General features: G+C 63.6%; 11 protein-coding genes. 1 reads left to right on the top strand and 10 read right to left on the bottom strand.

The features are described from left to right. Positions 1-61: 61 nt before the first annotated feature. The 4 genes from AB4Z51_RS27740 to AB4Z51_RS27725 form a co-directional block, all read right to left on the bottom strand. On the bottom strand, positions 62-613 hold the full coding sequence (locus AB4Z51_RS27740; protein WP_441498375.1) for a DUF5681 domain-containing protein: 552 nt from the start codon (positions 611-613) through the stop codon (positions 62-64). Next, positions 600-1,244, bottom strand: coding sequence for a DUF5681 domain-containing protein (locus tag AB4Z51_RS27735; RefSeq protein WP_441498374.1), 645 nt, complete (start codon positions 1,242-1,244; stop codon positions 600-602). Before AB4Z51_RS27735 ends, AB4Z51_RS27740 begins: the two co-directional genes overlap by 14 nt. Continuing rightward, entirely contained in the window at positions 1,241-2,521 is a 1,281-nt protein-coding gene (locus AB4Z51_RS27730) for a site-specific DNA-methyltransferase (protein ID WP_441498420.1), read from the bottom strand. Before AB4Z51_RS27730 ends, AB4Z51_RS27735 begins: the two co-directional genes overlap by 4 nt. 797 nt (positions 2,522-3,318) lie before the next feature. After that, complete coding sequence (locus tag AB4Z51_RS27725; protein ID WP_441498373.1) at positions 3,319-4,542, bottom strand: phenylacetate--CoA ligase family protein; 1,224 nt, start codon at positions 4,540-4,542, stop codon at positions 3,319-3,321. A gap of 86 nt (positions 4,543-4,628) precedes the next feature. On the opposite strand from AB4Z51_RS27725, the gene AB4Z51_RS27720 reads away from it, so the two are divergent. Then, positions 4,629-5,780, top strand: coding sequence for an AGE family epimerase/isomerase (locus tag AB4Z51_RS27720; protein ID WP_441498372.1), 1,152 nt, complete (start codon positions 4,629-4,631; stop codon positions 5,778-5,780). A 3-nt stretch (positions 5,781-5,783) separates the two neighbouring features. Here the strand turns inward: AB4Z51_RS27720 and AB4Z51_RS27715 are convergent, their stop codons facing one another. The 6 genes from AB4Z51_RS27715 to AB4Z51_RS27690 all read right to left on the bottom strand — a co-directional run bounded on the left by AB4Z51_RS27715 (position 5,784) and on the right by AB4Z51_RS27690 (position 13,015). Continuing rightward, a complete protein-coding gene (locus tag AB4Z51_RS27715) occupies positions 5,784-6,623 on the bottom strand; it encodes an ABC transporter ATP-binding protein (protein WP_028152015.1) in 840 nt (279 codons plus the stop codon). Positions 6,624-6,768: 145 nt separating this feature from the next. Beyond that, positions 6,769-8,052 (bottom strand): ABC transporter substrate-binding protein, encoded by a 1,284-nt coding sequence (locus AB4Z51_RS27710; protein ID WP_028152014.1) that lies wholly within the window; start codon positions 8,050-8,052, stop codon positions 6,769-6,771. Between the two features lie 46 nt (positions 8,053-8,098). After that, the gene (locus AB4Z51_RS27705; RefSeq protein WP_071912027.1) at positions 8,099-9,172 is read right to left on the bottom strand and encodes a branched-chain amino acid ABC transporter permease; all 1,074 of its coding nucleotides are present in this window, start codon (positions 9,170-9,172) and stop codon (positions 8,099-8,101) included. A gap of 3 nt (positions 9,173-9,175) precedes the next feature. Beyond that, positions 9,176-10,069 carry a branched-chain amino acid ABC transporter permease gene (locus AB4Z51_RS27700; protein ID WP_441498371.1) on the bottom strand — a complete coding sequence of 298 codons (894 nt, stop codon included), beginning with the start codon at positions 10,067-10,069 and terminating at the stop codon, positions 9,176-9,178. 223 nt (positions 10,070-10,292) lie between these two features. Then, positions 10,293-12,224: a long-chain fatty acid--CoA ligase gene (locus AB4Z51_RS27695; RefSeq protein ID WP_441498370.1), complete on the bottom strand. Its 1,932-nt coding sequence runs from the start codon at positions 12,222-12,224 to the stop codon at positions 10,293-10,295. Then, on the bottom strand, positions 12,221-13,015 hold the full coding sequence (locus AB4Z51_RS27690; RefSeq protein ID WP_441498419.1) for an ABC transporter ATP-binding protein: 795 nt from the start codon (positions 13,013-13,015) through the stop codon (positions 12,221-12,223). The genes AB4Z51_RS27695 and AB4Z51_RS27690 overlap by 4 nt, the downstream gene beginning before the upstream one ends. Positions 13,016-13,029 lie beyond the last annotated feature (14 nt).

Genomic DNA, 13,029 nt, shown 5'->3' with positions numbered 1-13,029 from the left:
ATGCCAGTCCTTTTCGGAGCAAGATTCTTGCTCTTTTGCGCGACTTCTGACCGGAAGGTGCTCAAGGATGCTCGCTCCACCATTTGGGCCATCGCACCTTCTTTGGCGTGCGCGTAGCGTCCACTACGATGCGCTGTTCGGTCGGCGAGAGCCGCCGCGGCAGGCGCTCTAAAGTGGCTTCGACAAGCCACGGTTCGATCGCCATGCGAGCGGTCTCGCGATACGGATCGAGCTTTCTCGCCATACGCAATGGTTCAAGTGCGAGGGTGACGCTACCTGGGTCTACACCTACGTGGACGATTGTCATTGGCTCGCTTTGGCTCTTTTCACCTCGTGCCTGCTCGATCAGTGCAAGCGAAGCCCGTGCCGCTGCGCCATCACCCTCGAGGCCGCGCTTTGCCAGATGAAGGAGGTATGCTTCAGTCGCGGTGACAAGGCGTTCAGTGCCGCGTTCACGGATCGTAACCATTTGACCGAGCACCGCCTCATAAGGTGCAAGCCGGTGACGACCGCGGGGGCGGCCGGCGAGATTGCCGCTCTGGCCTTTCACGAAGCGCGAACCCTTCGGCGGCCGTCCATAGCCGACTTCGTTGGCGTTATTAATCCAACCCATCGGCGTCTCCTGTGAGTCGCTTGGAGCTGTCGCCCCCAAAAATTAGCATGTGAGAATCGCGCGTGCAGCGCCGGACCTCGTCGCATTCGCTTTCGGAAAGACTTGCGCCACGACGAGTTCGGTCGAGCCCAAGTTGAGCCGCCGAAGGCTCAAGAAGAAGCTGGGCACGCTCCAAACCCAAATCCGACCTTGTCGGGTTCGGTGCTGCGATCCCGAGGATCACGAGTGCCGCATCTGCATTGTCCGGATCGGGGGAGAAATGCCGCGTGATTTTTGCGTGCGACGGCTGCGTGGGAGCATGTTTTTTCAGCCACGCTTCGCGCGTGATGATCCACTTCTCGACCTGCCGCATGGCCATGCGTTTGCCCGCGAACGCGTCCCTTAGGGTTCGGTGCCACAGTGCTTCTTCCATCGAGATCTCGCGCGCTCTTCCCCCGTGAGTGGTGATCACGGTCTTGTCGAGCAGCACTTCCAAGGCGGAGCCCTCTTTCGCGCCCTTGCTGGAACCGCGTGGTCGTCCCTTAGGGTTGCCGCTGCGGCCCTTGTGAAACCTGCCCGCATTTGGCGAATCCGGGGCTGTTCGATCGGGATCCACAGCAGGCTGAGGAGCGGTCTCGGGCTTGGCGTTCATGACCCTGCTCCTTCCAGGAGTGGCTCAAGGCCGGTTTGCGCCGACCAGCGCTCGAGCGCCACGTCGACATATTTCGGATCTATCTCGATCCCGCGAAAACGTCGGCCAGCGCGCTCGGCCGCGAGCAATGTTGTGCCCGAGCCGAGAAAGAGATCGAGCACCAGATCGCCGTGTTTGGTGACATCCTTGATAGCGTCCGCAACGAGCCCAACCGGCTTCACGGTGGGATGCAGGGCAAGGTCTTCTCGTCGGCCGCCCCGCGTGGAATTGGCAGATGCATAGTCCCAGACATTGGTGCGATTGCGACCGTGCTTGCCGAGCTCGACCATATTGACATGAGAGGCCGAGCCCACCCGGTAGACGAAGACCAGCTCGTGCTTGGACCGGTACAGCGATCCCATTCCGGCATTGGACTTGTTCCAGATGCAGAGATTGAGGAGATCGCCATAGATGGTTGAGCCCACCGCCGTAACGTCGTCCATGTGCCGCCAGTCCATGCAGACAAAATGGACCGCGCCATCACGGGAGCAATTCGCTGCGGCTCCAAGCGTATCTTTAAGGAAGGTCCGGAATTGGGCTTCATTCATCTCGCCGGAAGCCATGGCAAACTCACCGTGACGGCCCGTCGGGTTTGCGTTGCCTTCGATTCGGACGTTGTAAGGTGGATCCAGGAACGCAGCATCGATCCGTGCCTTGCCGACAACGCGCTCAAGGAAAGCGGCATCGCGGCTATCCCCGCATCCGATCCGGTGCTCTCCGAGAATCCAGATGTCGCCTGGTTTCGTATTCGGAGTCCTAGGCACGGCCGGGACGATTTCATCATCGGGATCGGCCGCCGATCCGGACAGGATGACGTCAATTTCGCCGGTGGAAAAGCCGGTGAGGGTTGGGTCGATGTCGAGATCAATCGAGGTGAGTTCGCCTAGTTCTGCTTGCAGGATCTCGATGTCCCAGCCGGCATTGAGCGCGATCTTGTTGTCGGCCAATCGCAGCGCGCGTTTCTGGGTCTCCGAGAGGTCGGAGAGGGTGATGGTCGGCACTTGGGCAAGGCCCAAAGCTTTTGCCGCTTGAAGCCGGCCATGACCGGCGATGATGTTGCCGTCGGGGTCGACTAGTATCGGATTGGTAAATCCGAACTCCTTAATGGAGGCCTTGAGCTGTTCAATCTGCCGCTTCGGATGTGTCCTCACATTGCGCGGATCAGGAACGAGATTGTTAGCTGGGCGATAGACGATGGAAAGCTGCGAATGTGCCGCGGGTAAGACTGATGTGTTCATAAAACTCACGATGAAGGATCCTCCGTTACCAAATGCACAATGGGTCTGTGCATCCCCTCGACTTCACATCGCCGCTGCAGCAGCACCTGCGCAAGCGCTCGGCTATGCGAGCGTCGCCGCTTTGCGCGGATGAGGACAACATCGTTGGCGGGACGATAGATAATGGAGAGCTGCGATGGTGCAGCAACCGAGAGGAAATATTCATGAGATCAGCGTGCGCGCCTCAAGTTACCAAATGTGAAACTCTATCCTCGACTTCCTCTTGCGCGTCCCTGAGGTCCTCAACGCCCGCCGTGGCACCACTGTGCATTCGTCTTATGGTCCTACGACTGTGAGTTTGAACATTCCGGCCCTGCCAAGACTCTGCCTGCGGTGTTGCAGCGGCGCCACCAGTTTGATCGCGTCCAGAGGCGCGGACGCCATTCAATGGCGGCAACATATTCCGTCCGCCGAGTTCGGGCTTGCTCTAACCGGATCGGCCGTGCTCCGTCAGGACAGGAAAGCTGTTGCGCAATCGCGAGATATTCGAGACGAGCATTCGATTTTCATCTCGTCCGCGCAAATGCCTCAAGGTTGGGAGAGAAGGCGGGCGCGAGATTTTATCCAGATCGCCTCCTGTTCGCGGCCTGTTATTGGCATTAACAGGAAAGTGCCGGCAGCGATGCCGAAGCCGCGGAAAACATTACCCAAAGCAGGCTAGCCAATATCTGTGGACTCGGTGAGAGCCTGTTTTTGGACCATCTTTTTTGAGAAGTTCCCTGTTATGCTGCTGTGGCGGACATTGGATGATCGGTTGCTCACCGCTCGTCCGCGATCACCTTGCCGTCGTTCGGCAGCGCGCCCGGGCTGACCAGCTCGACATTGCCGCCGAGTTTCGTTACCGCGCGCAAGGTGCCTGCAATTTCCTCGCGCAGGGCGTCGCTCGCGGCCGCAGTTTCCGCTCGTAGCGTCATCGCATCGGCCTCGCCCTGGCGCATGACGACGAGGCGCAGCCGGCCGAGCGCGGCGTGGCGCTTGCCGATCTCGGCGACCTGCTCCGGTCGGACGAACATGCCCTTGACCTTGGTGGTCTGGTCGGCGCGGCCCATCCAGCCCTTGATGCGCATGTTGGTGCGCCCGCATTTGCTTAGGCCCGGCAACACCGCGGTGAGGTCGCCGAGCGCGAGGCGGATCCAGGGATGGTGCGGATCGAGCGAGGTCACCACGATCTCGCCGACGTCGCCCGGCGCGACGGGATCTCCGGTGCCGGGCTTGACGATCTCTATGATCAGATCCTCGTTCACGACCATGCCCTCGCGCGCCTCGGTCTCGAAGGCGATGAGGCCGAGGTCGGCGGTGCCGAAGGCCTGGTAGGCGTCGATGCCGCGTGCCTTGATTTCGGCTTGGAGCGAGGGCGGGAAGGCCGCACCCGAGACCAGCGCGCGCTTGATCGATGAGACGTCGCGCCCCGAGCTTGCTGCGGCATCGAGCAATATCTTCAGAAAGTCCGGCGTGCCGCTGTAGCCGACCGGACGGTAGGCCTCGATCAGCTCGAATTGCTGCTCGGTATTGCCGGGGCCCGCCGGGATCACTGCGCAGCCGAGCGCGCGGGCCGAGGCATCGAAGATAAAGCCGCCGGGGGTGAGGTGGTAGCTGAAGGTGTTGAGCACGATGTCATTGGGGCGGAACCCGGCCGCGAACAGCGCCCGCGCACCGCGCCAGGGATCGGCCTGCCGCCCTTCAGGCTCGAAGATCGGACCGGGAGAGGTGAAGAGGCGGGCGAACGATCCCGGGGCTGCCGGCACGAAGCCGCCGAAGGGCGCTGAGGCCTTGTGCAGGGCGGGCAGCTCCGACTTGCGCAGCACCGGCAGGCCCGCCAGCGCCGCCCTGGAGGTCACGGCGGCCGGATCTATGCCCTTCAGCCGCTCGGCGTAGGCGGGTGCGGCCATTGCGCCGCGCAGCACGTTCGGCAGGCGGGAGAACAGCTCCGCCTCGCGCACGGCCGGTTCGCGCGTCTCGCGGGCGTCGTAATGGGCAGTCATGGCTGGTCTTTCCGGGTTGGCATCCGTTGCACGCCGCCGCCGGCATGGGTATCAGACGGCCAGTGTCGAGGCGTGGAGAGGACGCGATGGCGGACGAAGGCATCATTGTGGCGGACGAGGCGGCGGACGTCGTCGCGCGCCTGAAGCGCCGCATGATCGACGAGGCGCTGCCGCTGTGGTCGTCCGTCGGCTGGGACGATGCGGCAGGCGGTTTCGTCGACCGGCTGCACCGTGACGGCACGGCCGATGCGGCCGCACCGCGGCGCGTGCTCGTGCAGGCGCGCCAGATCTATTGTTACGCCAAGGCGGCGCAGATGGGCTGGTACCCTGGGGGGCGCGCCGTCGCGCTGAAGGGGCTGGAGCATCTGCTCAGCAAAGCGAAGGCGCCAGACGGCCGGCCTGGCTACGTGCACCGGCTGACGCCGGACGGCGCCGTGCTGGACGGCCGACGCGATGCTTACGACCACGCCTTCATCCTGTTTGCGCTCGCGGCCGTCTACGGGCTCGACCAGGATGCGCAAATTCGCGCCGAGATCGACGCGCTGCTCGCCTTCCTCGACAGCCATCTGCGCTCGCCGCATGGCGGCGTGCATGAAGGCCTGCCGGTCTCGCTGCCGCGCCGGCAGAACCCGCACATGCATCTGTTCGAGGCGATGATCGCGTGCTTCGACGCGACCCACGATCTGTCGTTCCAGAACCGCGCCGGCGAGTTCTTCGCGCTGTTCCTCGCCAATCTCTACGACAAGCAGAAGCGGATCCTGACGGAGTATTTCGAGGAGGACTGGTCCAAGATCGAGCCGGTCAGCGTCGAGCCCGGCCATCAGGCGGAGTGGGTCTGGCTGCTGAAAGGGTTTGAACGCATCACGGGTTGCCCGACCGGACAGCGTCGCGCCGAGCTGCTCGCCACCGCGCTGCGCTATCGCGACGAGGCCACGGGGTGTCTGGTCGACGAGGGCGATGCCAGCGGCAACATCCGTCGCAGCACGCGCCGGCTGTGGCCGCAGACCGAGATGGCGAAGGCGTGGATCGCGCAGGCCGAGTCCGGCGAGGCCGGCGCGGCCGATGAGGCGCGCGCGGCGCTGGTGCGGCTCRAACGCCATTATCTCAGCCATCCCGTGAAGGGCGGCTGGTACGATCAGTTCGATCGCGACGGCAAATCGCTGGTCGACACCATTCCTGCGTCGTCGTTCTATCATGTTCTCTGCGCAGTCACGGAAGCGGAGCAGGTGCTGAGCTGAGTTTCACAGCCACCGTTTGCGCCGTTTGAAACTCTTTAGGTTCTTGAAGCTCTTGCGCTGATCGCCGGCGCCGCCGAGGTAGAACTCCTTGACGTCCTCGTTGTCGCGCAGTTCGTCCGCGGTGCCGTCGAGCACCACCTTGCCCTGTTCCATGATGTAGCCGTGGCTCGCCACCGACAGCGCGGCGCGGGCGTTCTGCTCGACCAGCAGGATGGTGACGCCGAGGTCGCGGTTGATCTTCTGGATAATCGAGAACACCTCTTTCACCAGCAGCGGCGACAGGCCCATCGAGGGCTCGTCCATCAAGATCATCTTCGGGCGCGCCATCAGAGCGCGGCCGATCGCAAGCATCTGCTGCTCGCCGCCTGAGAGATAACCGGCAAGGCCGGTGCGCTCCTTCAGGCGCGGGAAATAGTTGAAGACCATGTCGAGATCGGCATCGACCTCGCGATCCCTGCGGGTGAAGGCGCCGAGCTTGAGGTTTTCGAGCGACGTCATGTCGGCGACGATGCGCCGGCCCTCCATCACCTGGAAGATGCCGCGACGCACGATCTTGTCGGGATCGATGCCGGCGATAGCGGAGCCCTCGAACAGGATCTCGCCGCGTGTGACCTCGCCGTCCTCGGTCTTGAGCAGCCCCGAGATCGCCTTCAGCGTCGTCGACTTGCCGGCGCCGTTGGCCCCCAACAACGCCACGATCGCGCCCTTGGGCACGTCGAGGCTGAGGCCTCGCAGCACCAGGATGACGTCGTCATAGACGACCTCGATGTTGCGGACGGCGAGGAGGGGCGGCGCGGGCACGACGCTGGGGGAGGGACGCTCGATGTGAGCCGGTTCACTCATGGTCAGTTACTCTCTCGGTGTCGTCGCCCGCGAAGGCGGGTGACCCAGTATTCCAGAGACGCTCGACGTTCCCCGAGAGGCCGCGGCGTACTGGATCCCCCGCTTTCGCGGGGGATGACCGTTGTGCCTTGGGTGAGCGCCGGGCTCACCACCCCAACAATTCCGGCTTGCGCGGCAGCTCGACGGTCTTGACCTTCTCGAGCTTGATCGTGCCCTTGGCCATGAGATCATTGAGGTCGCCGTCGGTCGCACCCGCGATCTTGGTGCGATAGAGGTCGACCTTCAGCGTGCCGCGGTGGTCCTTGTCGGTCCAGGTCGAGGCATTGCAGACGCCGTCCATTCCGGCCGGCACCCAGTCCTTCTTCTGGTAGAAGCCCTTGGCGACGTTCTCGCCGGTCGCCCCGCCGTTCTTGGCAGCCCAGTCGAGCGCCTCCCTCATGTAGAGCGCCGAGCAGACCGCCGCGATGTAATGCACGGGCCGGTAGACCTTGCCGGTGGGGTCGGACATCTTGGAGATCTCCATCACCGTCTTCATGCCGGGCGCATCGCCGCCCCAGCTCACTGCGGTGCGCAGCGGGAAGATCACGCCGTTGGCGGCATCGCCGGCGGTCTTGGCGGCGTTCTCGTCCATGCCCCAGACATTGCCGAGGAACTGAATCTCGACGCCGGCGGTCTTGCAAGCCTTCAGGACGGAGATGTTGGAAGCCGCGGTGTTGCCGAGATAGGCGTAGTTGGCACCCGAGGATTTCAGGCTCAGGCACTGCGCGCTGTAGTCACCCGGTGTGAGCGCGAACACCAGCGGCGGCAGCACCTCGAAGCCGAGCTCCTGCGCCATGGCTTCGCCTGCGGCCTTCGGCGCGTTCGGATAGGGGTGGTTGGCGCCCATGTGCACGAACTTCGGCTTGCCGGGCTTGCCCTTGGCCTTCCAGTCCTCGGCCGCCCACATCAGCATCGCGCGCAGCGAGTCCGAATAGCTCGGGCCGTAGAAGAAATTATAAGGCGCAGGCTTGGCCTTGCCGCTGACGCCCTCGGGATCGGTGAGGGCTGCGGCATAGGAGCCGGAGAGGTCGGGAATCTTGTCCTGGGCGAGGAAGCCGGTCAGCGCTTCGGTGTCTGCGGTGCCCCAGCCCATGATCGCGGCGACCTTGGAGTCCGGCGCCGACCATTTCTTGTAGAGCGCGATCGCGCGCGGCACCTGGTAGCCGTAGTCGTTGGTATCGACGTTGAGCTGCTTGCCGCCGACGCCGCCGTTCTTGTTGACCCAGGCGAAGGTGTCGGCGACGGCCTGGCCGTAGGGCGTGCCGACGTCGGAGGTGCCGCCGGAATAATCGGCGAGATGGCCGATCGCGATCTGCGCCTGCGCGCCGGCCGAGAATGCGGCGATCGCCAGCGCGAGCGATGCGGTGCTCAAAAGGGATTTTGTCTTCATTGGTTGCCTCCTCCTGTTTTTTCGTTGGTTAGAAAGTTGCCCGTGCTCAATGCGAGAACGGGTAGAGTTTCCAGTACGCCTTGATCTGTCGCCAGCGATGCGCGAGCCCGTCCGGCTCGAACATCAGGAACGCGATGATGATCACTCCGATCGCGATCTCGCGCAGGAAGGTGATGTTGGTGTTGAGGGACAGCGCCTTGTCGATCGCGCCGCCCTTCAGGTAGAGGCTGATGAATTCCATCGTCTCAGGCAGCAGCACCACGAAGGCGGTGCCCATCAGCGTGCCCATGATCGAACCGGTGCCGCCGATGATGATCATGGCAAGGAACAGGATCGAGCGCTCGATGCCGAAACCCTCCTGCGAGACCACGAGCTGGTAGTGGGCATAAAGCGCGCCGGCGATGCCGGCGAAGAAGGCGGCCAGCCCAAACGACAGCGTGCGGTATTTGGTGAGGTTGATGCCCATGATCTCGGCGGAGAGATAATGGTCGCGGATCGCCACGAGCGCACGGCCGTCGCGTGTGCGCATCAGATTGGTGACGAGGACGTAGCTCGCGACCACATAGGCCAGCACGACATAGAAATACTGTCTGTCGCCGCGCAGCGTGAAGCCGAAGATCGAGAACGGATTGGCGCTGGCGGGCACCGAGCCCCCGGTGAACCACTCCGCGCGGGAGAAGAAGTCGAGCAGGATGTATTGCGCCGCCAGCGTTGCGATGACGAGGTAGAGCCCCTTCAGTCGCGCCGCCGGGATGCCGAAGATCAGCCCGACCAGCGCGGTGACGACGCCCGCAAGCGGGATCGCGAAGAACACCGGGATCGGCGCGTTGTTGGAGATGTAGGCCGAAGTGAAGGCGCCGAGCAGGAAAAAGGCGGCATGGCCGATCGAGATCTGGCCGGTGAAGCCGACTAGGATGTTGAGGCCGAGCGCCGCGATCGAGAAGATGCCGATCTGGATCAGGATGCTGAGCCAGTACCCGCCAAGGAGTTGCGGCACGAGGCAGAGCAACAGCACGCCGATGATCGCAAAGTTGCGGCTGGTCGTGGTCGGGAAGATCGTGGTGTCCGCCGCGTAGGAGGTGCGGAAATCACCAGCAGGGATGAGGGCAGGGCCGGCCATGGATCAGATCCGCTCGATGTCGTGGGTGCCGAACAGGCCGTAGGGCTTGATCATCAGCACGATGATGAGGACGTAGAACGGTGCGATCTCGTAGAGATTGCCCCAGTGCAGATACTCGCTGTCGACATATTGCGCGATGTTCTCGAGCAAGCCGATGATGATGCCGCCGAGCACGGCGCCGCCGACGGAATCGAGCCCGCCGAGGATCGCCGCCGGGAACACCTTGATGCCGTAGGCCGCGAGTCCCGAGGACACGCCGTTGACCACGGCGACCACCACGCCCGCGACCGCCGACACTGTCGCGGAGATCGCCCACGCCATCGCGAACACGCTCTTGACGGAGATGCCGAGCGACTGCGAGACCTGCTGGTTGAACGCGGTCGCGCGCATCGCGAGGCCGTATTTGGAGGCGCGGAAGAACCAGGCCATGCCGATCATCATCGCGACCGAGACCACGAGGCTCATGACATAGACGGTCTGGATCTGAAGCCCGAGCAGGCTGACCGACTGACTCTCGAACACGCGCGGGAACGGTTGCGGATTGACGCCGAACATCCATTTCAGCGTGGCCTGGAGCACGGTCGAGAGGCCGATCGTCACCATGATCACCGAGATGATGGGTTCGCCGATCATCGGTCTCAGGATCAGGACCTGGATCGCGATGCCGAATACGAACATGAACACCAGCGTCATCGGCATGCCGATCCAGAACGGCACCTGGTACTTCGCAAGCAGCGCCCAGCACACCCAGGCGCCGACCAGCAGCAGTTCGCCTTGCGCGAAGTTGACGACCTGCGTCGCCTTGTAGATCAGTACGAACGACATCGCGACCACGCCATAGAGCGTGCCGACCACGAGGCCGTTGACCAGGAGCTGGATGAGGAAGGCGGTGTTCATGTCGATGCCCGCGCAAAATGCAGAAGCGATGACGGCGCACCCTTTCCCCTTGTGGGAGAGGGTGGCTTCGCGAAGCGAAGCCGGGTGAGGGGTTCTCTCGGCAGCGACGGTGCGGAGAGAGGACCCCTCACCCGGGTGAGGGTGTGGCTAGCGGGGGAGATGCCCTCTCCCACAAGGGGAGAGGGCGCATCGGCTGGCAGCGCGGTCTCGGTTCGAAGCAGGTTCACTCCGCGGCCTCCGCCATATGCCCATGTCCGCCGAGATCCACCACGCGCAGCGTCGTTCGCACGCGCTGCGTGGTGCCGTCCTGGAAGCGGATCACGGTGTCGACGGGGATGTCGGCGTCGCCGCGGTAGATCGCGTTGATGATGCCTTCGTATTTCTCGTTGATGACGCTGCGGCGCACCTTTCGGGTGCGGGTGAGCTCGCCGTCGTCGGCGTCGAGCTCCTTGTAGAGCAGCAGGAAGCGCGAGATGCGTTGGGCCGGCGGAAGCGTGGCGTTGACGGTCTCGACTTCCTTCTTGAGCAGCGCGTAGACCTCGGGGCGCGAGGCGAGGTCGCTGTAGGTCGTGAACGAGAGCCGGCTTTTCTCCGCCCATTTCGAGATGATGGAGTAACGGATGCAGATCATCGCCGCGAGCGCGTCGCGGCCGGCGCCTAACACGACGGCCTCCGCGATATAGGGCGAGAACTTCAGCTTGTTCTCGATGAACTGCGGCGAGAAGCGCTCGCCGCGCGAGGTCTCGGCGAGGTCCTTGATGCGGTCGATGACGACGAGCTGGCGGTTCGCGTTGAAATAGCCGGCATCGCCCGACAGCATCCAGCCGTCCCTGATGTCGGCAACGCTCGCCTCGGGGCTCTTGTAGTAGCCGAGAAACATGTTGGGGTGCCGCACCACGATCTCGCCGACGCCGTGGACGTCGGCATTGTCGATGCGGATCTCGACGCTGTCGGCCATCGGCACGCCTGTCGTGTCAGGGTCGACCTTGCCCTCGGGATGCAGCGTGTAGGCCCCTAACAGTTCGGTCTGGCCGTAGAGCGTGCGCAGCGGCACGCCCATGGCCTGAAAGAACTTGAAGGTATCAGGGCCGAGTGCCGCGCCGCCGGTCGCGGCCGAACGCAGGCGGGTAAAGCCGAGGCGGTCGCGGAGCGCGTGGAACAGGATTGCGTCGGCAAAGCTCGAACGTTTGCCGTCTGCGAGCGCGGCGAGGCCGCTTTTCATGCCGATGTCGAACAGGCGCTGTTTGAAAGGCGTCGCGTCCATCACCTTGGCACGGACGTCGGCGGCGATGGATTCCCAGACGCGCGGCGCAAACAGCACGAACGTCGGCGCGATTTCGCGCAGATCGTTCATCATCGTATCAGGCTCTTCGACGAAGTTGATCTTCATCCGGCACAAGAGGCCTTTGCCGAGCACATAGACCTGCTCCATGATCCACGGAAGCGGCAGCACGGAGACGTATTCGTCGTCCGGCCCTTTCGGATCGAAGGCGAGATAGGTCGCGCAATGGCCGAGCACGCGGCCGGCGGCGAGCATGGCGAGTTTCGGGTGCGAGGTGGTGCCCGATGTGGTGCAGAGAATCGCGACATCCTCGCCCTTGGTGGCATCGACGAGGCGATCGTAGAGCTCCGGCTCGCGCGTCGCGCGGCCGCGGCCGAGTTCCGCGAACGCTTCCGCCGACATCAGTCTGGGATCGTCGTATTTCCGCATGCCGCGCGGATCGGAATAAATGATGTGCTTCAGTCGCGGGACACGCTCGGCAAGCGCAAGCAGCTTGTCGACCTGCTCTTCGTCCTCGGCGAAAACGACCTGCGCCTCGCCATAGTTGAGGAGGTAGGAGGCTTCCTCGTCCAGCACGTCGCGATAGAGCCCAAGGCTCAATCCACCGATGGCGTGGGTCGCCACTTCCGCCGCGACCCAGTCCGGTCGGTTGTCGCCGATGATGCCGATGACGTCCTCACGCCCCAAGCCCAATTCGATGAGGCCGAGCGCAAATTCGCGTACGCGGGTGTGGTAGTCATTCCAGGTGAAGACGCGCCAGAGCCCGAGATCCTTTTCGCGCAACGCGATCTCGTTGCCATGCTCCCTGGCATTGAGCCGCAGCATCTTCGGATAGGTGTCGGCCTGCGCGACGCGGCCCGCGTAATCCATCATGCCGCACTCTCCTGCGCTGGCGGAGCATCGTCCGGATCGACCAGCACCTCGTCCTCCTCGCCGAGATAGGCGCGCCTGACGTGGGGATCGGCGAGCACGGCGGCCGGATCGCCCTCGGCGATCTTGCGGCCGAAATCGAGCACCATGACGCGGTGGGAGATGTCCATTACCACGCCCATGTCGTGCTCGATCATCACCACCGTCATCCCGAACTCCTCGTTGAGGTCGACGATGTAGCGGGCCATGTCCTCCTTCTCCTCGAAGTTCATGCCGGCCATCGGCTCGTCGAGGAGAATGAGGCGCGGCTCCAGCGCCATGGCACGGGCGAGCTCGACGCGCTTGCGCAGGCCGTAGGAGAGGGTGCCGGCTTGCGCCTTTCGCACCGACTGGAGATCGAGGAAGTCGATGATCTCCTCGACCTTGCGGCGGTGCTCGAGTTCTTCCTTGCGCGCGCCGGTGAGCCAGTACAGCGATCCCGTGAGGAAATTGTTGTTCAGGAGGTGATGGCGCCCGACCATGATGTTGTCGAGCACGCTCATGTGGTGGAACAGGGCCAGATTCTGGAAGGTGCGGCCGATGCCGAGCGTGGGGCGCGCGTTCGGCGTCAGCCCTGTGATGTCACGGCCGCGGTAGAACAGCTGGCCCTCGGTCGGCTTGTAGCGGCCGGAAATACAATTCACGATCGAGGTCTTGCCGGCGCCGTTGGGGCCGATGATCGAGAACAGCTCGCCGTCATTGATGGCAAAGCTGACATCGGTCAGCGCACGGACGCCGCCGAATCGCAAGGACACGCCGGGACACGCCG

It is taken from the genome of Bradyrhizobium sp. 2TAF36 (genome assembly GCF_052114925.1).
GTDB lineage: Bacteria > Pseudomonadota > Alphaproteobacteria > Rhizobiales > Xanthobacteraceae > Bradyrhizobium > Bradyrhizobium barranii.
Note: the sequence above shows the minus strand (reverse complement) of the source record. Positions and strands in the feature narration are given on the sequence as shown.